General features: G+C 61.9%; 16 protein-coding genes. 7 read left to right on the forward strand and 9 right to left on the reverse strand.

Annotation, left to right across the window (positions count from 1 at the left end):
* Window positions 1-78 precede the first annotated feature (78 nt).
* Window positions 79-741: a pentapeptide repeat-containing protein gene (locus HB393_RS12000; RefSeq protein WP_213805404.1), complete on the reverse strand. Its 663-nt coding sequence runs from the start codon at window positions 739-741 to the stop codon at window positions 79-81.
* 342 nt (window positions 742-1,083) lie between these two features.
* On the opposite strand from HB393_RS12000, the gene HB393_RS12005 reads away from it, so the two are divergent.
* Both HB393_RS12005 and HB393_RS12010 read left to right on the forward strand, forming a co-directional pair.
* Window positions 1,084-1,899, forward strand: a complete 816-nt coding sequence (locus tag HB393_RS12005; protein ID WP_213805405.1) for a ComF family protein — start codon at window positions 1,084-1,086, stop codon at window positions 1,897-1,899.
* A gap of 52 nt (window positions 1,900-1,951) precedes the next feature.
* Entirely contained in the window at window positions 1,952-2,632 is a 681-nt protein-coding gene (locus HB393_RS12010) for an HNH endonuclease (protein ID WP_213805406.1), read from the forward strand.
* A gap of 127 nt (window positions 2,633-2,759) precedes the next feature.
* Here the strand turns inward: HB393_RS12010 and HB393_RS12015 are convergent, their stop codons facing one another.
* A complete protein-coding gene (locus HB393_RS12015; protein ID WP_213805407.1) occupies window positions 2,760-4,958 on the reverse strand; it encodes an acetylxylan esterase in 2,199 nt (732 codons plus the stop codon).
* Window positions 4,959-5,041: 83 nt separating this feature from the next.
* On the opposite strand from HB393_RS12015, the gene HB393_RS12020 reads away from it, so the two are divergent.
* A complete protein-coding gene (locus HB393_RS12020) occupies window positions 5,042-5,305 on the forward strand; it encodes a hypothetical protein (protein WP_213805408.1) in 264 nt (87 codons plus the stop codon).
* A gap of 15 nt (window positions 5,306-5,320) precedes the next feature.
* Window positions 5,321-5,950, forward strand: a complete 630-nt coding sequence (locus tag HB393_RS12025; protein WP_213805409.1) for an FMN-binding negative transcriptional regulator — start codon at window positions 5,321-5,323, stop codon at window positions 5,948-5,950.
* Window positions 5,951-6,128: 178 nt separating this feature from the next.
* Here HB393_RS12025 and HB393_RS12030 read toward each other — a convergent pair whose 3' ends face one another.
* Both HB393_RS12030 and HB393_RS12035 read right to left on the reverse strand, forming a co-directional pair.
* A complete protein-coding gene (locus tag HB393_RS12030) occupies window positions 6,129-7,157 on the reverse strand; it encodes an LOG family protein (protein WP_213805410.1) in 1,029 nt (342 codons plus the stop codon).
* Between the two features lie 237 nt (window positions 7,158-7,394).
* Window positions 7,395-7,751, reverse strand: a complete 357-nt coding sequence (locus HB393_RS12035) for a hypothetical protein (RefSeq protein WP_213805411.1) — start codon at window positions 7,749-7,751, stop codon at window positions 7,395-7,397.
* Window positions 7,752-7,847: 96 nt separating this feature from the next.
* Between HB393_RS12035 and abc-f the strand changes: the two genes are divergently transcribed.
* A complete protein-coding gene (abc-f, locus tag HB393_RS12040) occupies window positions 7,848-9,797 on the forward strand; it encodes a ribosomal protection-like ABC-F family protein (RefSeq protein ID WP_213805412.1) in 1,950 nt (649 codons plus the stop codon).
* 62 nt (window positions 9,798-9,859) lie between these two features.
* Here abc-f and HB393_RS12045 read toward each other — a convergent pair whose 3' ends face one another.
* On the reverse strand, window positions 9,860-10,051 hold the full coding sequence (locus tag HB393_RS12045) for a hypothetical protein (protein WP_213805413.1): 192 nt from the start codon (window positions 10,049-10,051) through the stop codon (window positions 9,860-9,862).
* Window positions 10,052-10,180: 129 nt separating this feature from the next.
* On the opposite strand from HB393_RS12045, the gene HB393_RS12050 reads away from it, so the two are divergent.
* Complete coding sequence (locus tag HB393_RS12050) at window positions 10,181-11,101, forward strand: hypothetical protein (protein WP_345945161.1); 921 nt, start codon at window positions 10,181-10,183, stop codon at window positions 11,099-11,101.
* Here the strand turns inward: HB393_RS12050 and HB393_RS25680 are convergent.
* Entirely contained in the window at window positions 11,073-12,233 is a 1,161-nt protein-coding gene (locus HB393_RS25680; RefSeq protein ID WP_213805414.1) for a GGDEF domain-containing protein, read from the reverse strand. The two genes, HB393_RS12050 and HB393_RS25680, sit on opposite strands and share 29 nt — an antisense overlap.
* A 209-nt stretch (window positions 12,234-12,442) precedes the next feature.
* On the opposite strand from HB393_RS25680, the gene alaS reads away from it, so the two are divergent.
* The gene (alaS, locus tag HB393_RS12060; protein ID WP_218623942.1) at window positions 12,443-15,241 is read left to right on the forward strand and encodes an alanine--tRNA ligase; all 2,799 of its coding nucleotides are present in this window, start codon (window positions 12,443-12,445) and stop codon (window positions 15,239-15,241) included.
* 44 nt (window positions 15,242-15,285) lie between these two features.
* On the opposite strand, the gene HB393_RS12065 is transcribed toward alaS, so the two are convergent.
* The 3 genes from HB393_RS12065 to HB393_RS12075 all read right to left on the reverse strand — a co-directional run.
* A complete protein-coding gene (locus HB393_RS12065) occupies window positions 15,286-16,404 on the reverse strand; it encodes a D-alanine--D-alanine ligase (RefSeq protein WP_213805415.1) in 1,119 nt (372 codons plus the stop codon).
* Window positions 16,405-17,153: 749 nt separating this feature from the next.
* On the reverse strand, window positions 17,154-18,575 hold the full coding sequence (locus HB393_RS12070; RefSeq protein ID WP_213805416.1) for a hypothetical protein: 1,422 nt from the start codon (window positions 18,573-18,575) through the stop codon (window positions 17,154-17,156).
* A 402-nt stretch (window positions 18,576-18,977) separates the two neighbouring features.
* Window positions 18,978-21,565, reverse strand: a 2,588-nt coding sequence (locus tag HB393_RS12075) for a TonB-dependent receptor (protein WP_213805417.1), incomplete at its 5' end; no start/stop codon positions are given.

Below are 21,565 nucleotides of genomic sequence, written 5' to 3' on the forward strand. Positions count from 1 at the left end.
ACGATACCCCACCCTATTTGCGATGAAGCTGCAAAAAGGATGGGGCACCCGCGATGTGCTGCTTCATTTGGGCTGGGGCTATTTGATGATGACTTCGAGGAATCGGGCTAGTTCCATTGCTTGAGGGGCGCTGACGATGGCTCCGCGCAGGTCTTCAACGCGGAGTGCGATCTCTTCGATGTCGCAGGAGGTGAGGTCGACGCCGGCGAGTCTGGTCTCGCCTAGTTCGGCTTTGCGCAGAACTACGTCGATGAGTTGCGTTGCTTCGAGGTCGATGCGGCTGAGGGCGGCTTCGCGGAGCTGGGTGGAGCGGATCTCGCAGCGGCGGATGCGGGCTTCGCTGAGTTGGGCGAAGCGGGCGTCGCAGTGGTCGAGGAGGACGTCCTGCCACTGGCAGCCGAGTGCGTTCATGCCGACGAGCTTGCAGTCGATGAACTCGACGCGGGTGGCCTCGAAGGCGCGGAGCATGGTGTTGGAGAGATCGCAGTCTACGAGGCGGACGTCGAAGAGGCGCAGGGAGCCGATCTCGCAGTGTGCGAAGGAGACGCGCTCGAAGATGAGGTTGCTGCCGGCGAGGGAGGGAATTCGGCGGTTGGAGAGGTCGAGGTCGGCGAAGGCGGAGTCTTCGAGTGGAGTACCTTCCAGGAGTACGTCGAGGGTGGTGTCGGAGGAGTCGCCGGGAGAGGGCAGTTGGCGGGGGTGTTCGCGGGAGCGCTCTGCTTTCTTGGGTTTGGGGGTCATTGGTTCAAGCTATCATCGGCGGTTGCAATCCTGGCAAGGGAGTTTTGCCGTGGAAGGGCGGTGTTTCTTCGGGATTGTCGCGGGAGATTGATTAGCATTGGAGGCGGGTGTGGGGCTATACTGCGCTCATGGCGCGGTCTGATTGACCTGGAGCGCCAGCGAGTGAGGTGTGTCTTCAGCGAATGCTTGAATGACAATACGCTCGGAGGAACCACGGGTGCTCCGCCCGGTGGGCCGCCTGGGATGGATCCAGGGGGTAGATTGGAATGGCGTGCGGTTGTGCGCGTTCTGAGAAGTCCAGTACCTGTGGTGGGCAGGTGGACGCGGACAGTAGTAGGGGATTTGGTTGCAACGGTTTTTCCGGCGGACTGCCGGAGCTGTGGTGGGGCGCTGGTGGGCGCTGGCTTCGGTCCTGTTTTTTCTCCTCTTTGCGATGCATGTATCGCGCGAATCTCTGGACAATCTGACGCTGTCGATGCGATGGCTTTGTGCGGGTGCTGTGGCGAGGCGCTCGATATGGAGGGTCTGCGCTTTGTAGGGGCGCGGGTTCCGGCGGAGGGTCTGCTGTGCGCGGAGTGCAGGAGGGTGCCTCCGGAGTTTGCGCGGGCGGTGGCGTATGGCTTGTATGAAGACGAGCTGCGGGAGATGGTGCATCTGCTGAAGTACGAGCGGGTGCGCGGGGTGGCGCGGCCGTTGGGGAGCAAGTTGGCTGCGGCGATGGCGATGTTGCATGGGGTGGCGGCGAAGGAGTTGCTGGTGGTGCCGGTGCCGCTGTTTCCAGCGAAGGAACGGGCTCGTGGGTATAACCAGGCGGAGCTGATGGCGAAGGTTGCGGTGCGGGAGTTGAAGGAGACGAGGCCGGAGTGGGGGCTGCGGCTGGCTTCGGATGTGTTGCGGCGGGTGAAGGATACGGAGAGCCAGTTTTCGCTGACGCCGAGGCAGCGGCGGGTGAATCTGCGTGGCGCGTTTGCGGTGGCGGAGGGTGCGCCAATTGTGGGGCGCGAGGTGATGTTGGTGGATGACATTTATACGACGGGAGCGACGGCGCGGGAGTGTGCGCGGGTGCTGCGGCGGGCCGGAGCGGTGAAGGTCTGGGTGGCGACGGCTACGCGGGCTCAGCCAGAGATGGTGGCGAGGTGGGGAACGAGTTTCGATTGAAGAGCAGTTCGGACGGGCATTGCAACAGTAGTTGGAACCGGAGGGTTTTGAGATGCAATCGGGGAAGATGCGGAAGCAGAGGCTGAGTGGCAATCGACACGCGGGATATGGGTCGCAGCATGGCGGCAAGGGAACAGCGGGACGTGCTGCGGCTCCGACGACCGAGGTGGATGTGCGGGCGGGAGTGTTTCGTCAGCCGGCGATGCAGACTCCGGTGCTGGTGCTGAATGCAAGCTATGAGCCGATCAACATCTGCGGCGCACGGCGGGCTTTGGTGCTGGTGTTGAAGGGTGTGGCGAGGACGGAGGAGGAGCAGGGTGCGATTCTGCATGCGGCTCGAATGCGGGTGGCGATGCCGAGCGTGATTCGTCTGCTGGAGTACCGGCGGATTCCGCACCAGACACGGGCGCTGAGCAGGAAAAATATTTTGCTGCGGGACAGGAACGCCTGCCAGTACTGCAATGTGGTTCTGACGGCTGGGGAGTTGACGCTGGATCATGTGATTCCACGGTCGCGGGGCGGGCTTTCGACGTGGGAGAACCTTGTGGCCTGTTGCCATAACTGCAATCGGCGGAAGGGCAACCAGATGCTGCACGAGCTGACGGATATGAAGCTGCTGCGGGAGCCGAGGCCGTTCAGTCTGCATACTTCGCGGCATATTATGCGGATGATCGGGAGTGCGGATGCTGCCTGGAGGAAGTATCTTTACTTTGAGTCGGACGCTGCTGCTTAGCGGCTTAGGACGGCTTAACACCGATCTTCACGGATGACACCGATTTTTAAGGGCACCGAATTTAAGGCGTAACGGTGATGATTGGGATGACTGTTGATAAGAGCTGATTGATTTTTTGGTTGGTTGTTTATGGGGTGGTTGGGTATTCGGTGGCTGTGAGTGGGTTGGTTAGGGTGAGGCGGGAGCCCAAGGTGTGGGTGAGCGCGTCGATGTCGTAGTGGTGGAGGACGCCGGGAAGGATGTCTTCGGGGGCGTTGCGCGGGAGTGGGGCTTTTAACAGGCTGTCGTAGCTGGCCAGGGTGTGGTCGACGGTGATGTGTTTGAGGCGGGGGTCGAGGACGGCGGCGTGGAGCAGAACGAGGCCCAGGTGGCCGCTGGCCTGGGCGGTGATGTTGTTGGGGTCTTCGGTGAAGCCGGTGGAGAAGAAGTCGATGGTGCGGATGACGTCGTCGATGCGCATGCCGAGGATGGTCTTGCCGACGAGTTCGGCGCGGAGGCCGGTGAGGTAGAAGTCGCCGATGATGGGGGCTTTGACCTCTTCGCTGCCGGGAGGCGAAGGGCGGGGGGCGACGAGGATGACGGCGGTTCCCTGCTGGGCGAGGCTGCGCAGGTGTTGGATGTCTTCGGTGCGCTGCGGCTCGAGGGAGGCGTCGAGGCTGTCACGAAGGATGAGGAGGCACGGATGTTTGCCTTCGGAGGTGGGACGGTAGAACTCCATGTCGACGGAGATGCCGGGTTCGGTGGTGAGCTTGAGGCGATGGCGGATGTGGTCGGCGTCGGTGGGGAAGGAGGGGATGCTGGCGGGTGAGGGTGCTCCGGGGATGGCGGTGGCGTGGGTGACTTCGCGGATGGCTTGTTGGGTTTGGGTTAGGGTGAGGTTTTTGGGTGGGTGGTGGAGGAGTTGGTTGGCGTGTTTCAGGTTGAGGCTGAAGACGGTCTCGGAGTTGGGATAGCTGGTGGAGACCTGTCCGGTTGGTGTGACCTGGAAGGTTTCAGGTGGTAGCCCGGGCGGTGTACCTCCCACCCTTGGCGATGAGACTGCCAAGGATGGGGCACCCGGGCTCTTTGATGGAGCCCCCGCATTGTTTGAGGAAGCGCTTGGGTTGTTGGTGGTGGCTTGAGGGGGGATGGAGCTTCCGGGGTTTGGGGCGGGTGGGTAGGGGACGAGTTTGGTGAGGTCGGCTCCGGGTTGGAGGTGTTGGACGAAGAAGCTGAGGATCTGCGGCGCGATGGGGCGGAGGTTGCCGTGGCCTCCGGGGCCGGTGAGGAAGGCGAGGTTCTGGTCGGCGTTGAAGAGTTTGTAGAAGCCGCGGGCTTCGGACTCGGATTTCTGGGCTCCGCTGAAGGGGAACATGTCGGAGGTGGTGGAGATGATGGCGTAGGGGCGTGGTGCGGCGAGTTCGATCCAGTCGGGGAAGTCTAGCGCGGGGCCGGAGGGTCCGGCGGTGAGGAAGCCGGGGATGGACTGTTCGCCGTCCTGGGGGCCGATGGAGGGGAGGAGGGTGTCGAAGGAGGTAATGTAGCAGGCGACGCCGGCGGTGGCGACGCGGGGGTCGAGGGCGGCGACGAGGGCGGTCATGACGCCTCCGCCGGAGCAGCCGAATGCGCCGATGCGGGTGGGGTCGATCTCGGGGCGGGAGGTGAGGTAGTCGATGCCACGGATGGCGTCCCAGAGGAAGTACTTGGCGACGGCTTCGCCGATGAGGACGGGCTGGAGGCCGGCTTCGCCGTGCTCACCGGTGGGCTGGCGGGCAAGCGAGGTATCGGGGTGGGCGGGGTCAGGGTACTGGAGGCGCTCGCCCTGGCCGAGGGGGTCGTAGGAGAGGACGGCGAAGCCGTTGCGGGCGAAGGTGGAGGCGAAGGGGTAGTCACTGGTCTTGCCGGTGCGTCCGTGGCCGGGAGCGATGAGGATGGCGGGGAGTTTTTTGTTCTGGGGGTTGTCGGGGAGGTAGAGGAGCGCGGTGACGGGGAAGTTGGGCTGGCTGTAGAAGAGGATCTTCTCGATGCGGAAGCCCTCGGCCTGGGTGGTGCCCATGACCTTGGCGTTGAGGGGAGTCTTCTTGGGCAGGGGGCCGATGAGGGAGAGGATCTGTTTGCGGACCTTGAGTTGGCGGCCTTCGGCCTGGACACGGGTGGTGATCGCGGCGACGGCGGTGCGGCGGGCCTCGGTGTTGCGGGCAGCGATGTCGTCGAGGTAGTTGTTGAGCTCGAGGCGGCCAGCGTTGGCGGGGTTGTGGGGGTCGGCCGGTGAGGGGGTTGCGGGAGTTTGGGCAGGCAGGAGGGTTGCGGCGGCGAGGAGGAGTGCGACTGAGAGACGGGTTGGCATGGCTATGCCTTCTTACACTGTGGGGTGGGATGGGTCAAGATGACCGTGGTATGGGTGTTGTATTCTCACCGTCAGGAGACCGTATGGCCTATAGCGAGAGTTACACATGCGATGTGTGCGGGAATCAGAAGGGTGAAGTGGGAGATTGGTGGCTGGCCTGGGTGGACTGCTTTCAGGGAGAGAAGCCGGAGGAGGACCAACCGCTGATCAAGCTGACGCGCTGGCAGGTGAAGCATGCGCACTCCGCGGGGGTGAAGCATCTGTGCGGAGCGCGATGTGCAGGAACGCTGATGGACCGGTGGATGAGCGAGCAGCATGAGGACCCGGATGCTCATTGCTCGACGTAAGGCAAGGAGGCGGCTTTGTATATTCCCAGGGTCAATGAAGAGACGCGGGTTCCGGTGATGCAGGAGTTGATCGAGGCGCAGCCGTTTGCGTCGTTGATCTCGCTGGGTGTCTCGGGTTTGTTTGGGTCGCACCTTCCGATGGTGCTGGATCGGGATGGGTCGGAGTTCGGCGTGTTGAAGGGGCACATCTCGCGGGCGAATACCCAGTGGCGCGATCTGGTTGCGACGACGGATGTGCTGGCGATCTTTGCGGGGCCGCATCATTACATCTCGGCTTCGTGGTATCCGGGGAAGAAGGAGGATGGGCGAGAGGTTCCGACGTGGAACTATGCGGTGGTGCATGCCTATGGACCGATGCGGGTGGTGGAGGATCCGGAGTGGCTGCTGGCGCACCTGAGTAGTTTGACGGATATTCATGAGGCGGGGTCGGAGGTGCCTTGGAAGGTAAGCGATGCGCCCGTGGATTTTATTGCGGCTCTGTTGAATGGGATTGTGGGGGTTGAGGTGCCGATCCGGCGGCTGGAGGGGAAGTGGAAGGTGAGCCAGAACCGGAATGAGAGGGATCGTAAGGCGGTGGTGGAGGGGTTGGAGCGGGTGGGGAGCTCTGAGAGTTTGGTGATGAAGGGGTTGGTGGAGCGGGGGTAGTGGTTTGTGTCTTCGAGTGTTGGTGGGGAAACTTAGGTGGATCGATCTTTTGTAGTTCTTTCCCGGGCGGTTGGGTTTGGGGAAGGAGTGCGGTCGGGCTTTGCCCGATACCCCACCCTATTTGCGATGAGACTGCAAAAAGGATGGGGCACCCGGATTGTGCTGCTTCGTTGGGCTGTTAGCGGGTTTTGGCTATGTCGGGGCCTAAGAGTTCCTGGGCGGAGGGGGCTGGTTCAGAGGGGACGCCTTCGGTGGATTCGCGGAGGTGTTGTTCGCGTTCGTAGGCGGACTCGAGGTGGTTTTCGGTGAGGCCCTTCTTCAGGATCTCAAAGGCGGCCTCGGGGGTGTCGGCGAATTGGAAGAGGTCGAGGTCTTTGAGGGAGATGGTGCCCTTCTCGGCCATGGCTTCCAGGTTGATGACGCTCTTCCAGTAGTCGGAGCCGTAGATGACGACGGTGATCTGCTTGGCGAGCTTGTGGGTCTGCGCGAGGGTGAGGAGTTCGAACATCTCGTCGAGAGTGCCGAAGCCGCCGGGGAAGACGACGAGGGCTTTTGCGAGGTAGGCGAACCAGTATTTGCGCAGGAAGAAGTAGTGGAACTCGAAGTTGAGGGCGGGGGTGAGGTAGGGGTTGGGGCGCTGCTCGAAGGGGAGCTTGATGTTGAGGCCGATGGTCTTGCAGCCAGCTTCGAAGGCTCCGCGGTTGGCGGCCTCCATGATGCCGGGGCCTCCGCCGGAGGTGATGACGAAGCGGTGGCGGCGGCCGGGGAGGGTCTCGGCCCAGGTGGAGACCATGCCGGCGAGTCGGCGGGCGTCCTCGTAGTACCGGGCCATCTCGACGGCGGCTTCGGCGCGTTTGCGCTGGAGGGCGGTGGCCTCTCCGCTGGCGATGGATGCGGGGGTGGCGGGCTGCTCCTCGGGCGGGGCGGGCTGGGTGGAGCCGGTGTTGGCGAGGAGCTGGAGCTGGGCGTGGGCCTCGTCGAGGGGGATGAAGCGGGCGGAGCCGAAGAAGACGACGGTGTCCTGGATGCGCTCGCGGCGGAAGCGAGCCATGGGCTCCTGGTACTCGGCGAGGATGCGGACGAGGCGGCCGTCGGGGGAGTTGAGGAAGTCGGGGTTCTCGTAGGCGAGGAGGGCGCGGCCCTGGGCTTCGTCGCCGAGAGTCTCTGGCTGGGGGTCTTGGGATTGATCGGGTCTGGGGTTGTTCATGGCGGGTCTTGGCCTATCTAAACAGATTCAGCGGGTATCTTACATAGGCTGATTTACATCGGGGAGAACGTAAGCAGAAGATCTAAAGAGATGGCGCTACGGGCAGACCGCGGGTCCTTCGACTGCGTACTCGCGATGAGACTGCGAGTTACTTCGCTCAGGATGACAAATTTTCGTAAGTCATTCTTCCTGCGGTCCTTGGAGTCATCTTTCGCCGCTTTGTCGGTGCGGAACGCTTTAATCCCGGTAGTCGCGGTAGTGGACTGCTTCGGAGACACCGATCCAGATGTCGAGGAGGCCGAGGCCGGAGATGATTCCGCGGACGGCTCCGTTGTGGAGGATGGCTCCGAGGGTGGGATGGGCCTGGAGGAACATGTTGTGGTCCCAGATGCGCGTCCACCAGGGCAGCACCATGACCAGGACGCCGAGGTAGACGCAGAAGAGTACCAGGACGAAGAGCGAGACGCGCTGAAGCCAGACGGGGGTCGAGCGGGCGGACCTCCGGGCGGGTTCTGTGCGGACTTCATCGCCTTGGTGGGAGGTTTGCAACTCCGGCGACTCCTGGTTGGGAAAAAGTTGTGGCTGTCCCGGCATCAAGGTCTCTGATTGACGGTAACAGAGCGGAGGGGCAATGTCTCGCGGAACGGCAGGTATGACGGGGTGTGGCCGCGGATGCGAGAATAGGGGACGATGCTCCAACTCTCCTCTGCCGGAAAACGATTCGGCCCCAAGCTGCTATTTGAAGACGCGAACTGGTTGATTACTCCGGACGAACGGACCGGCCTGGTAGGCGGAAACGGAACGGGAAAGTCGACCCTGCTGAAGGTTCTGGCGGGGGTAGAGACGCTCGACTACGGAACGCTGACGCGGGTGAAGGGGATGACGCTGGGCTACCTGCCTCAGGACGGGTTGGCGCTGCGGGGCAAGACGGTGTTTGCGGAGTGTCTGAGCGTCTTCGACCATCTGCATGCGATGGAGGCGGAGGCGCTGGAGCTGACGACGACTTTGTCGGAGAAGGACCCGAAGAGCAAGGAGTATGCGGCGGCGGCGGAGCGGTACTCGGATATTGCGGACCACCTGCATGTCCACGATATCTATACGTTGGACTCACAGGTGGGGGCGGTGCTGGGCGGGTTGGGGTTCTCGAAAGAGGATTGGTCGCGGCAGACGGAGGAGTTCTCCGGTGGCTGGCAGATGCGGATCGCGCTGGCGAAGCTGCTGTTGCAGAAGCCTTCGCTGCTGCTGCTGGATGAGCCGACGAACCATCTGGATATCGAGTCGCGAAACTGGCTGGAAAATTATCTGCATGACTATCCGAATGCGTTCATTTTGATCTCGCACGACCGGTACTTTCTGGACGTGACGGTGAACAAGACGGTAGAGCTTTGGAACAAGCGGATGCACACCTATCACGGCAACTATGAGAAGTACGTGACGCAGAAGGAAGAGCGGCGCGTGCAGTTGATGAATACGTACAAGAATCAGCGCGACCGCATCGAGGCGTTGGAGGCGTTCATCAACCGGTTCCGGGCGCAGGCGACGAAGGCGAAGCAGGTGCAGAGCCGCATCAAGGAGCTGGAGAAGATCGAGCGGATCGAGGTGCCGGAGGATGAGGCGACCATCCACTTTACGATTCCGCAGCCTCCTGCGAGCGGGCGCACTGTGATCGATGTACAGCACCTGTCGAAGCAGTATGGCGAGAAGCGGATTTTGGAGGATGTGAGCTTTTCGATCGACCGGGGCGACCGCATCGCATTGGTCGGAGCGAACGGCGCGGGCAAGTCGACGCTAATACGGATGCTCTCTGGGCTGGAGGATCCGACCAGCGGAGAGATCAAGCTGGGGCACAATGTGCTGGCGGACTACTTCGCGCAGGACCAGTACAAGGTGCTGGATCCGGCGGCGAAGATGCTGGAGGATATCAGCGGGATTGCGCCGAAGGTGCCGCAGACGGAGCTGCGCAGCCTGCTGGGGTGCTTTATGTTCTCGGGGGACGATGTGTTCAAGCCGCTGGGGGTGCTCTCGGGTGGGGAGCGGAACCGGTATGCGATGGCGAAGATGCTGGTGTCTCCGGCGAATATGCTGCTGCTGGATGAGCCGACGAATCACCTGGATCTACGGGCGAAGGACGTGCTGCTGGATGCGATCCGGAAGTTCTCGGGGACGGTGTTGTTTGTCTCGCACGACCGCTACTTTATCGATGGGCTGGCGACGCGGGTGTTTGAGGTAGAGGACCGGAGGGTACATATCTATCCGGGAAACTACGAGGATTATCTGTGGCGGAAGCAGGGTGGGCCGGATAAGGTCGCCGCTTCGCTTACCAGTGCGTCTGTCTCTGTCGCTGTTCCGGTTGCTTACGAGGCTCCAGCTGCCGTGGCGGCGGAGAAGTCTGCGGTGAAGCGGCTGAATCCGATCAAGCTGAAGCAGTTGGAGGAGCGGCTGCGGTTTACGGAGGAGGAGATTCCGCGGCTGGAGGAGGCGATTCAGGCGGCGGAGACGCGGCTGGGGGTGTTTGCGTCGGCAGAGGAGTCGCAGCGGCTGGCTGCGGAGCTGGATGCGCTGCGAGCCAGCCATGCGGCGGTCGTAAAGGAGTGGGAGGAGTTGGCGCTGGCGTTGGAGGGGCAGGAGTCGGCGGTCTAGTTACGTCCGCAGAGGCAACAAACCCTGCGTCTCCTGGGCTGCTCCGGTCGAGATGACGGTGTTCAGACAGAGCGTAGGGCGCGTGCGGGGAGCAGGAAGAGCGCGGTGATCAGGGCGAAGGCTCCGGTGACGGCGATTCCGGCGATGCGGAAGGGCAGCAGAATCAGCCAGATGATCGGGTAGAGGAAGAGCGCGGCCAGGGCGAGGGGCCAGCAGAGCACCAACAGGATGCAGAAGAGGAGGAGTTTGAGCATGACGTTTTTCTCCTGAACGTGACTCTTTTCCTGACTGCCTGAGCGCCACCTTCTCTTGAAGGAGACTATGACAGAGGAGCAGGCCAAGTTCAACTGGAAGAGATACGCTGGGTGGAGGCAGGAGGTTCCGTGGGGAACGAGATGGAGCGGGTGGTCGCGGTGGACTGGTCGGGGGATAAGGGACCAGGGCAGCGGAAGAAGCTTTGGGCGGGGGTGTGGACGGCCTCGACAGGAAAGGTGTCGCTGGAGGGTGGGCGGAGCCGCGCGGAGCTGATCGATTGGCTGATCGAGCTGTCTGCGGAGACTCCACGGATGGTGGTGGGGGTGGATTGCTGCTTCAGCTATCCGGCGTGGTTTCTGGAGGAGCATGGGTGTGCCACGGTCTTTGATTTCTGGAGGCATGTGGCGGCCGGACATGGGGAGCGGTGGCTGCACCGGGAGTGCGAGGATGCGCGGTTCTGGGGCGTGGCGGGAAGCCTGCGGACGGGCAAACGGCCACCGGAGTTCTGCGGCGAAGGGCTGCGGCGGATGATGCGGTGGACGGACTTCGAGAACAAGATCGCGCAAGGGATGGCAGGAGGAGACCCGGAGCGGGCGGCGAAGATGATGGGGATTACGCCGAAGTCGCCGTTCCAGATCGGTGGGAGCGGGAGTGTCGGGACGGGAAGCCTGCGGGCGATGCCGTTTTTGTTGAAGCTACGGGAGGCTGGGTTTCGTGTGTGGCCGTTTGATGGGGCTGAGGTGGGCAGCAAGGCCCCGCGGCCTTTGCTGGTGGAGATGTATACGCGGCTGCTGACGGGCGCGGTGAAGAAGAGTAATCCCACGGCGCGAAAGGAGTATCTGGCGGCTAAGAAGAAGGTGGACGCGGCGTATACGGGGCTCTCGCGCGGAACGATGACGAAGGCACTGGGAAGCGAGGATGCCTTCGATGCGCTGGTCTGCTGCCTGGAGATGGTGCGCTGGAGAAAGGAGTTCGCGGGGTTGAAGGCTACGGAAGACGCGGTGCTGCGGTTGGAGGGGATTACATGGAGGCCTGGGGTTGGGCGCTGAGAACGAGTGGCTGCGAGGCGGATGGCGGACGACGGTTGCGAGCTTTGACTTCGTAGAGGGCACGATCGCCGAGCTGCATGAGGTCTTCGAGTTGAAGGTTCTGGCTGTCGAGGGTGGTGACACCGATGCTGGCCTGGATTCCGAACTCGGCGTTATCGCTGGCAACGCGAAGCGTTGCGAGTTGGACCTGGATGCGGTTGGCGGCGATCTGGGCTATTTCGGCGGTAGAGTTGGGCATGACGACGAGGAACTCGTCGCCTCCGAGGCGTGCGAGGAGATCTCCGGCACGTATGGTTCGCCGGAGGCATTCGGCGATGGCGCAGAGAGCGAGATCGCCCGCGTGGTGTCCGTAGTTGTCGTTGATTTGTTTGAAGTAATCGACGTCCAGCATGAGCGCTGAGACGGAGCCGCGGTTTTCGCGGCTGCGGTCAACGGCAAACTGGACCTCGCGCTCGATGGCACGGCGGTTCAGGGTGCCGGTGAGGGCATCCGTGCCGGCGAGCCGTTCCAGATCGTTGCGAAGGCGTGCGGCGGTCATCCAGAGGTAGCCGAAGCTGAGGCCCGCGATGAGGGTTCGGTCGAGCCAGATGTGATAGAAACTGTCCCGCGGCTGGAGCCAAACGGTCGTCATGCGGATGATGTTGGTGCTGGCGTAGGTGACGAGGAGCGCTCCCATGAGCAGCGTGGGCATCCTGGTTTTGGCGGTGATGGAACGGAAGACCAACACGGAGCTGCAGACGGCGGTGGATATGGTGATGACGGAGATGACGCCGATGCGGAAGATCATGTTGGGATGCAGGATGGCAAAGTAGGCGACCCCGTAGGTCATCAGGACGGAGAGGCCGAGAAGATAGAGCCACACGTTGCGGCCTTTGCCGACGAACTCCGCGATTGCCTTGTTGAGGAAGGTGAGTTCGACGAAGAGCAGGAGATCGGCGAGCACCATGCTGATCATCCTGGAGGCGTGGGGATCGGAGGAGTGGAGTAGGAGGCCAACGCCGCCGCAGAAGTTCGAGGCCGCGAACCAGTAGTTGCCCTTGTGCGACGGGTGGCCGATCGAGTTGACGATCATGGTCAATCCGAAGAGGAAGAGCAGACTGGCCTCTACGAAAAATAGGGTGCGAAGATCCACGAGAAAGCTCTCCGAGCTTGAATCAAGACTCACTATCCTGAAGATATAAAACTACAGCTTGGCATCAGGATGGGCCAGAAGCAAGAGATATATGGGTTCAATCCAAACCGAAAGTTGTATCGGGAATTGAATGCCCTCCGAAGTGGCGCCGAGGCGAAGATGAGGTTACTGCTAAGTAAATTTCCGCACCGCTGATAAACTTGCTGCTTATGATTAATCGTTCTGGAAGCCAGATTCGGGAAGACTTTTTACGGTTTTTTGAGACGAAGGGGCACCGGCGCGTGCACTCTTCTTCGCTGGTGCCGGCGAACGATCCCACGCTGCTGTTTACCAACGCGGGGATGAATCAGTTCAAGGATGTCTTTCTGGGGGCGGAGAAGCGGGACTACAAGCGGGCGACGACCTCGCAGAAGTGTGTGCGCGCGGGTGGCAAGCATAACGATCTGGAGAACGTCGGGTTCACAAGGCGGCACCATACGTTCTTCGAGATGCTGGGGAACTTCAGCTTTGGGGACTACTTCAAGAAGGATGCGGTTGCGTTTGCGTGGGAGCTGCTGACCTCGCCTGAGTGGTTCGGGATCGAGAAGGAGCGGCTGTACTGCACCATCTTTGAGGGCGACGAGGCGGTTCCGCGGGATGCGGAGGCGTATGGGTACTGGCTGGAGGCGGGAGTTCCAGCAGAGCGGATCTTCGAGCTGGGGGCTAAGGACAACTTCTGGGCGATGGGCGATACCGGCCCGTGTGGGCCTTGCAGCGAGATCTACTACGACCTCGGGGTCGGGGCGAGCGAGTTTGTCGACGAGAACGGCCAGCCGAAGGACCTGCCGTTCGGCGAGGACGAGCAGCGGTATGTCGAGATCTGGAATCTGGTGTTCATGCAGTTCGACCGGAGCAGCGATGGGGTGCTGACTCCGCTGCCGAAGCCCTCTATCGATACGGGGATGGGGCTGGAGCGGGTGGCGTGCGTGCTGCAGGGAGTGGTGTCGAACTATCAGACGGATCTGTTTACGCCACTGATCGCGAAGGCTGCGGAGCTGACTGGGTTTACCAGTCTGAGTGCGGCTGAGGCCAGCGTGAGCGATGTAAAGGGCGCGGCTTCGCTGCGAATCATCTCGGATCATGCTCGTGCGGCTACGTTCCTGATCGGCGATGGAGTTTTGCCTGCGAATGAAGGACGCGGATATGTGCTGCGGAAGATCCTGCGGCGCGGGATTCGGCATGGCCGGCTGCTGGGACAGGAGAAGCCATTCATGCATGAGATGGTGCTGGCGGTGCGGGATGAGATGTCTGTCGCTTATCCGGAGTTGAAGGAGACTGCGGAGCGCGTGGCGAAGGTGGTGCTGGCGGAAGAGGAACAGTTTGCTCGGGTCATAGAAGTTGGGGCTCGTCAGCTCGATGAATTGATAGAACGGAAGAAGCAAAGTAGTCGAGATGGCTACGACATTGTCCCTGCTCATTCTGATGAGTTGCCTGTCGTTGCAGAGAAGCGGAAGCCGACGACCGCGAATATTTCCGGTGCGGAAGCGTTTCGTCTATACGAGACGTTTGGTCTCCCTTTGGACTTTATGGTCGATGCCGCTCGCGATGCGGACGTCACTTTCGATATGCCTGGGTTCGAGGCGGCGAAGGAGGAGGAGCAGGCGCGGGCTCGTGCTTCTTGGAAGGGTGGGTCGCAGAAGTCCGCAGCTCCGGTCTATCGGGAGTTGGCGAAGACGGAGTTTGAGGGATACTCGGCGCTGCGGGTGGATGGAGCGAAGGTATTGGCGCTGGTGAAGGGCGGGGTTGGTGTGCCTGAGTTGAAGGGTGGGGAAGAGGGTGAGGTGGTGTTGGATGCTACCAGCTTCTATGCGGACTCGGGTGGTCAGGTTGGAGATGTTGGGTGGTTGTATTCGAGAGATCATAATCTGGTGGTCGCTGAGGTGAGTGGTGCGACCAAGCCTGTGCAAGGCGTGTTTGCGCATAAGGTGACGGCGAACCGGACGATTGCGGTGGGCGATGTCGTCGATACGGTGGTCGACGAGGCGAATCGGCGGTCGACGGAGCGCAACCATACGGGAACGCATCTGCTGCATGCGGCTCTGCGCGAGGTGTTGGGCAAGCATGTGAAGCAGGCGGGATCGCTGGTGGATGCTACGCGGCTGCGGTTCGACTTCTCCCACTTTACTGGCGTTGCGGAGGAGGAGTTGCAGGAGATCGAGAGCATCGTGAACCAGCAGGTGCTGGCGAATACGACGGTGCAGACGATGGTGGATGTGCCGATCGATGTTGCGGTGAACGAGTATGGAGCGATGGCGCTGTTCGGCGAGAAGTATGGCGAGCGCGTTCGGGTGGTGAAGATTGGCGACTTCTCGACTGAGCTGTGTGGTGGAACGCATACAGGTGCGACTGGCGAGATCGGGCTGATCAAGCTGGTGGGCGAAGGAAGCGTCTCGTCTGGAGTGAGGCGTGTTGAGGCTGTGTCGGGAACAGGTGCGTTGAGCGAGTTCCGCAGGGACTTCGATGTGGCTCGCGTGGTGGGTTCGCTGGTAGGCGTGAGCGATGTGAGTCCAGCGGATGCTTTGCGGACTCGGATCGCGGCGCAGGAAGAGGAGATGAAGAAGCTGCGGCGAGAGCTGGATGCAGTGCGGATGAAGGCTGCTTCTTCCTCGGTTGCGGATGCTGCTGGATCGGCTGTGGAGGTGAAGGGCGTGAAGGTGTTGGCGCAGCGCGTGGATGGAATTGAAAAGGCTCAGATGCGGGATCTTGTCGATCAATTGCGCGGGAAGCTGGGCTCTGGCGTGGTGGTGCTGGGGGCGGCGGTGGATGGGAAGGTTTCGTTGATTGTGGGGGTGACGAAGGATCTTACTGCGCGGATTCAGGCGGGGAAGATTGTGGGGACTTTGGCTGGCTTTGTTGGAGGCAAGGGTGGTGGAAGGCCCGATCTGGCGGAGGCTGGTGGAAGTGAGGTTGGGGCTTTGGACGGGGCTTTGGGGAAGGCCGCCGGCGTGGTGGAGGGTTTGCTGGGATAGGAGACCTCACACTGTCGCCAGTGTGAGGTCTCGGTTGGTTGGGGTCAGGATTTGGTGAACTGGGTTTGCTGTTTCTCTTGGTGACGCTCGATGGCTAGCTGGATGAGGCGGTCGATCAGTTCTTTGTAGCTGATGCCGGTGGCTTCCCAGAGCTTCGGGTACATGGAGATGCTGGTGAATCCGGGCATGGTGTTGATCTCGTTGAGGTAGATGCGGGGCTTCTTTCCGGCCTTCTTCCCTTTGGGTTCCATGAGGAAGTCGACGCGGGCGAGGCCGGAGCACTCGCAGGCGCGGAAGGCGGCGATGGCCATCTCGCGGATCTGTTTGGACTCGGATTTGGAGATCTCGGCGGGGATGATGGGGATGCTGGCGTCGGAGTGGTATTTGGCGTTGTAGTCGTAGAACTCAGCTCCGGGGACGATCTCTCCTACGACGGAGGCTTCGGGGGAGTCGTTGCCGAGGACGGAGACTTCGAGCTCGCGGGGTTTGGCTCCGGGGCCGCCTACGCCTTGCTCGATGACGAGTTTGCGGTCGAAGCTGGCGGCGAGGTCCATGGCGGCGGCGAGCTCGGAGCGGTCGTGGACTTTGGAGATGCCGACGGAGGAGCCGAGGTTCGCGGGTTTGACGAAGACGGGATATTTGAGGGCGGCTTCGATCTGCTTGGTGCAGCGTTTGGGCTCGGTACGCCATTGGGTGCGGCTTAGGGCGAGGTAGGGTGTTTGCGGAAGCCCGGCGGCGGAGAAGAGCTTCTTCATGACGTCCTTGTCCATGCCGGCGGCGGAGCCCAGGACTCCGGAGCCGACGTAGGCGAGGTCTGCGAGCTCGAAGAGGCCCTGGATGGTGCCGTCTTCGCCGAAGGTTCCATGAAGGACGGGGAAGACTACGTCCAGGGTGCTGGTGAGGTTGGCGCTCTCGTGGACGAGGTCGGCGCTGGCGCTGAGTTGAAGGCGCTTTGTGGCCAGGGCGTTGCCTTCGAGGAGGCTTTGAGCCTCTCCTGAGGTGAGCCAGTGGCCTTGCTTGGTGATGCCGATGGGGACGACGTCATACTTCTTGCGGTCGATGGCGTTGAGGATGGAGGCGGCAGAGAGGAGGGAGACCTCGTGCTCGCCGGAGCGGCCTCCGAAGAGGATGCCGATGCGTAGTTTTTTCTTCGTCTTCTTCATCTCTTCCAGTGTCCGACAGCGGGCTGTGGTTCGTTGGCGTTGGAGCGGAAAAGAACAGGTGTGTTCCGCCGGGGGTACCCCCCTGGGGGTATTTGGGTGTAAGCGTTTTGGAATCAGTCGCTTAGGGCGGGCTATTTCCTGTAAGTGACTGATTCTGATTGGGTTGTGCCCAAATACGCGACTGGGCTTGGGTTAGCTTGTATTTAGTTAAATGCGAAAGCCCCGAAGTTGTTCCTTCGGGGCTTTTTTTATCTCTAGTTCTATTTTATGGGATTGACCGAAACTAACGTGCAACTTTATTTCTTTTGTTTTGATGGGGTTAGGTGGCTTTGGGGGTTGACATGTGATTTTGCTGGATTTTTGGGGAGGACAAAAGCAAGGGTGTTTAGATCTTTCGTTTTGGTCTCGCCTTCATTTGGGGATGCCTTGGCGTGGTTTTTTCGGTAGGAGTTACACCTAATCCATCTGTGGTTGTGGGGGCTTGGGGATTTGCAAAGGCTTTGAGGTAAGGGAGAGGGTTTTGGATCCCACCCTTCGCGAGAGGCAAAGGCGCGAAGGATGGGGCACCCGGGCTTTGTGCTTGGGGGAGGAAAACAAGCAACGTCGTTGGGTTGGATGACGTTTGTTCAATTTGGAGAGATGAGGTTGGGGAAGGAAAGCGGTCGGGCTTTGCCCGATACCCCACCCTATTTGCGATGAAGCTGCAAAAAGGGTGGGGCACCCGCGTGTGTGCTGCTCGTGGGTGGTGGCTAATTCACTAGCGGGGCGCTGACGATGAAGCTCATGTCGGATTTTTTGGTGACGGGTTGGGCGGTTGCGAAGCTGTGGCAGCCGATGCAACTGTATGGGCCGCTGGAGCTGAAGGGAACGAAGGTCTCTTGTACCGAGGCTCCGAGGAACTGGGGTGCGGTTCCGATGGCGCCGGTCGACCATTGCGTGCCGATGAGCTGGTAGTACTGGAAGGGTGTTCCAGCGAGCAGGCTCTGAAAGCTGGAGTTCAGGCCGGGATTGGTGGGCTTGAGGTAAGGCACGACCTGCACTGGCGCGTTGAGAGGCTTTCCACTTGGGGAGAGCTCATTGGACTTGGAGGTTGCAGTCGGAGTATTGGCCTTGCAACTAGGGCTGCCCACTGGCGTGCAGTTGGGGTTGAAGAAGGATTTCGTGTCGTTGTCGACCTGCTCGAAGGTGGACCATGTCCATGTTGACTGACCCTTTGCCTTATGCGCGATGTGTAGACCGACGAGGCCGACGGTGACGGGGTTGGGGCCGGGGCTGGGCGCTCCTTCGGCGTTGTTATAGACGATGGCTTGTTGGGTGAAGAAGCGGCTGGGATTGTCGCCGGGGCCGAGGACCTTCCAGGCGGCTTTGATCTCAATCGCTCCGACGGTGCTGGGGCTGGAGCCCATGGGGAAGTCGATGTTGGAGATCGCTCTCTGGCCGGGAACGGTGTTGAGCTTCTTGGCGACGATGTAATCGTACTCGTCCTTGTTGAGGCTGATGGAGTAGCGGACGAAGCGGCCATTCTGATCGACGAGGGGAAGATTGGTGGACTGGAGGATGCTCTTCATCGGGTCGGAGACTGTGGCGCGGAGGAGGTGGAGGGTGGATACGAGCTCGTGGCCCTTGGCGTTGTGGAGGAGCACGAGGTGCACCTCGGGATGGGCGGCGAGGATTTTTTTGACGGCTGGAGAGTAACTGGACTCCGAGGCCATCAGGCGCGCCTTGACGCCGTTGCTTCCGGTGGAGCCGCCGCACCAGGGTGCGGGCGGTCCGGCGTTGTAGACGGCGTCGTCGGAGAGGTAGGTGAGCCAGGTGGGGTTGGTAGCGTCGGTGAGGATGCTGGCGCGCGGGTTTGGCGCGCAGGTGGATGGGTTAGCAGGCCAGTTGAGCGATACGAAGGAGAGCCAGCCGAATACGTCGGCCTTCTGTTGGCCGCTGTTGTTGAGCTCGCCGGGTGAGTAAGGGATGGCCGCGCAGGAGCTGTCGATGATGGTGGGGACTGGTGCGGGACCTGGACCGGTGAAGTTGGCTGCCGCGGCGCAGGTTATAGGGGCGGCGGCAGTCTCTGTCGTGGGAGCTGGGGTTTTAGAGGGGGTACACGCCACAAGGATAAGCGCGAGGGCACTGAGGAGCAGGAATGGGCGCGCGTAGGAAGGATTGGATCTCTGCATGGCGAAGTATCCTTGGCGAAAGATTTTGACGGGGTCGGAGTTCGCTGAGAATACTACTCGCAGTTCTTTGCATGGGGAATGGTTACGAAGGTCTATAGACTTTTGATTTTCCCGATTCAGGAGTGGGAGGTGACAGGCAACGACGTCGGGCTGGGGAGGGTCTGCGGTCCCAACCCTTCGCAAAGGTGCGAAGGGTGGGGCACCCGGACGTTGGTGGTCCCCGACAACTGTGAAATACAGGGGTCCTTCACTGCGTTCAGGATGACGGCGTAAAACAAGCAACTGCAACTGCAAAATTAACTGCAACTACAAAGATAGCGACAACGGCAAGTGCAACCGCAACCAGGTCAATTAAAAGTAACTCCATCTGTTACAGGTTCAGTGCCTCCGAGTGGATATGTCTTAGCGGGTTAGGCGGAGGGCTAGTTGTAGGACGCGGGGGTCGGTGGTGGTGGAGGTGATGCTGCCGAAGGCGGTGGTGCCGAAGCTTCCGTTGGGTTGGGAGAAGCCTGGGGTGTTGGTGACGTTGAAGAGCTCGGCGCGGAGTTCTAGGTTGGTGCGCTCGGAGAGGGCGGTGTGTTTGATGAGGGCCATGTCGAGGTCGCGGTAGGCGGGGCCGCGGACCGGGTTACGGGAGGCGGTGCCGATGGCGAAGCCTGCGTTGGCGAAGGCAGAGGTGTCGAAGAACTTGGCGGGGGTGCGCTGTTCGGCGGGGAGGGCGGGGTTGTGGACGATGTTGGGGCGCTGGAGGACGAAGCCTCCGAAGGCGATGTTGTTGGTGCCCTGCGTGATGGTGACGGGCATGCCGGACTGCATGGAGTAGATGGCGTTGAGGGACCAGCCGCCGAGGAAGAGGTTGGGGAGGGCGGTGGAGGCGAAGCGGTGGTTGCGGCCGGCGGGGAGCTGCCAGATTCCGCTGGCGGCGAGGACGTTGGGGACGTCGCCGTTGGAGGAGTCGCGCTCGAGGTAGGGGCGGAAGGTGTCGGCGGCGATGAGGCTGCTGGTGTTGGGCGAGGAGAGGACGGTGGAGGAGAAGACGGAGGAGGCGTCGTCGATGAGTTTGGAGTGGGTGTAGCTGAGGAGCAGGGAGACGCCACGGTTGAGGCGCTGCTCGATCTTGGCCTCGAAGGCGTTGAAGTTGGTGGTGCCGGTGTTGTTGCGGTAGGCGGCGACGTTCTGGAAGCGGGGGTAGGGCTTGAGAGACTGGGCGAGGGTGATGGTCTTGCCGCCGATGGGGCTGCTGGAGGGGATCTGGCCGAAGGCGGGGTTGGGGATGGGCGCGGTGAGGGCGGCGGAGCCGAGGGCTAGCTGAGAGGCGGTGAGCTGGTTGAGGTTGGCGTCGGGGATGCCGACGTGGACGATGTGGGAGCCGACGTAGGCGACGTCGACGGAGAGGTTCTGGGTGATGGCGCGCTGGAGGGCGAGGTTCCACTGCTGGACGTAGCCGGAGCCGAGGGTGCGGTTGGCGGTGTAGACGCTCTGGCCGAGGCCGGCGTCGGGGGTGAGGGGGATGGGGGCGACGGTGGGTCCGGAGGAGAGCTTGAAGGCGGCGTTGACGCTGTCCTGGGTTCTCTGCGCGACGTTCTGAATGAAGGGGAACTGCGGGGTGGTGAAGGGGGTGGTGATGCCGGACTGGTCGATGAAGACGATGCCGAAGCCGGCGCGGACGACGGTGCGCGGAGTGATGCCGTAGGTGAAGCCGAAGCGGGGGGCGACGTTGTCGTAGTGGAGCTCGCGGGCGGAGCGGGAGAAGCCGTTCTGGCCGAGGTACTGGAGCTGCTGGGTGGCGAGGTTGAAGACGGCTCCCTGGTTGGTGGTCTCGGTGGAGGGATGGTGGAGGGTGTAGCGGGCTCCGATGTTGAGGGTGAGGTTGGGGAGGAGCTTCCAGTCGTCCTGGACGAAGTACTCTTCGATGTGGTCGCGGGGGCGAATCTTGCTGGTCTGGAGGTCGATCTGGAAGGTGTCGACCTGGCCGAGGAGGAAGCTGGCGAGGGCGTTGCCTGTGCCGGTGGTCCCCTGCTGGTTGGTGCCGGTGGTGGTGAAGGCGAAGGAGCCGGTGGGGTTGGGCGGGGCGACGGCGTTGAGCTGGTAGGCGCGGAGGTCGACGCCGAACTTGATGGTGTGTTTTCCGGAGGTGATGGAGAAGGTATCGACGAGTTGGGAGACGGCGGTCTGGAACTGGGAGAAGGTGCTGGCGGAGGGGCCGAGCTGCTGGAGTCCGGTGATGGTGAAGAGGGGTAGGGCGTTGTTGAAGGCGGCGTTGGAGGGCAGGCCGGGGATGCCGAGGGCGGCGGAGGCGGTGGTGCTTAGGGTGGCTCCGTTGATGGTGTTGCCGCGACGGGTGTAGCCGACGCGGAGGTCGTTCAACATGCGCGCGCCGAAGGTGTGGGTCTCGCCGAGGACGACCTGCTGGCCGAGGACGTTGGAGAGGCCGGCGACGTTGCCTGCGCCGATGATGGAGCCGGTGATGGCTCCGCTGCCGTCGGGGAGCGGGGTGACGGGCTGCTCGTTGTCGTTGAAGTAGGAGTAGCGGACGAAGGCGCGGTCGTGCTGGTGGAGGGCGAGGTCGAAGCGGATGTCGAACTGGGCCTGGTGGTCGGCGTCGTTGGCGGTGCGGGTGTAGTTGTTGGCGGTGGCCGCGGTGTCGGTGGGGAGGGGGTAGCGGTTGAGTAGGGCGACGGCGGCGGGGTCGAGGGGCTTGTTGATGGTGTCGTTGGGGAAGCGCTGGCGGACGTAGGTGGCGCCGTTGAAGACGGTGGTGGTGGGATCGTAGATGGGGGTTCCGGTGAAGATGCCCTGGCGCTGGCGGAGGGTGGGAACGGTGGAGATGCGGGTGATTCCGGCGAGGAAGCGCTGGCCCTGGAAGCCGCCGAAGAAGAAGAGCTTGTCCTTGAGGATGGGCGCGCCGACGGTGCCGCCGTACTGGTTGCGGCGGTACTCGGGGTTGGGGGGGGGGGGGTGGGGGGAGTAGTTTTGGGCGGTGTGGGCTT

Origin of the sequence: Granulicella sp. dw_53, from assembly GCF_018449545.1 — a bacterium.
Lineage (GTDB): Bacteria > Acidobacteriota > Terriglobia > Terriglobales > Acidobacteriaceae > Edaphobacter.

Coding starts and splice junctions, on each gene's coding strand:
- HB393_RS12000 (WP_213805404.1), bottom strand. CDS start 741: ATGACCCCCAAACCCAAGAAAGCAGAGCGCTCCCGCGAACACCCCCGC.
- HB393_RS12010 (WP_213805406.1), top strand. CDS start 1,952: ATGCAATCGGGGAAGATGCGGAAGCAGAGGCTGAGTGGCAATCGACAC.
- HB393_RS12015 (WP_213805407.1), bottom strand. CDS start 4,958: ATGCCAACCCGTCTCTCAGTCGCACTCCTCCTCGCCGCCGCAACCCTC.
- HB393_RS12020 (WP_213805408.1), top strand. CDS start 5,042: ATGGCCTATAGCGAGAGTTACACATGCGATGTGTGCGGGAATCAGAAG.
- HB393_RS12030 (WP_213805410.1), bottom strand. CDS start 7,157: ATGAACAACCCCAGACCCGATCAATCCCAAGACCCCCAGCCAGAGACT.
- HB393_RS12035 (WP_213805411.1), bottom strand. CDS start 7,751: ATGCCGGGACAGCCACAACTTTTTCCCAACCAGGAGTCGCCGGAGTTG.
- abc-f (WP_213805412.1), top strand. CDS start 7,848: ATGCTCCAACTCTCCTCTGCCGGAAAACGATTCGGCCCCAAGCTGCTA.
- HB393_RS12045 (WP_213805413.1), bottom strand. CDS start 10,051: ATGCTCAAACTCCTCCTCTTCTGCATCCTGTTGGTGCTCTGCTGGCCC.
- alaS (WP_218623942.1), top strand. CDS start 12,443: ATGATTAATCGTTCTGGAAGCCAGATTCGGGAAGACTTTTTACGGTTT.
- HB393_RS12065 (WP_213805415.1), bottom strand. CDS start 16,404: ATGAAGAAGACGAAGAAAAAACTACGCATCGGCATCCTCTTCGGAGGC.
- HB393_RS12070 (WP_213805416.1), bottom strand. CDS start 18,575: ATGCAGAGATCCAATCCTTCCTACGCGCGCCCATTCCTGCTCCTCAGT.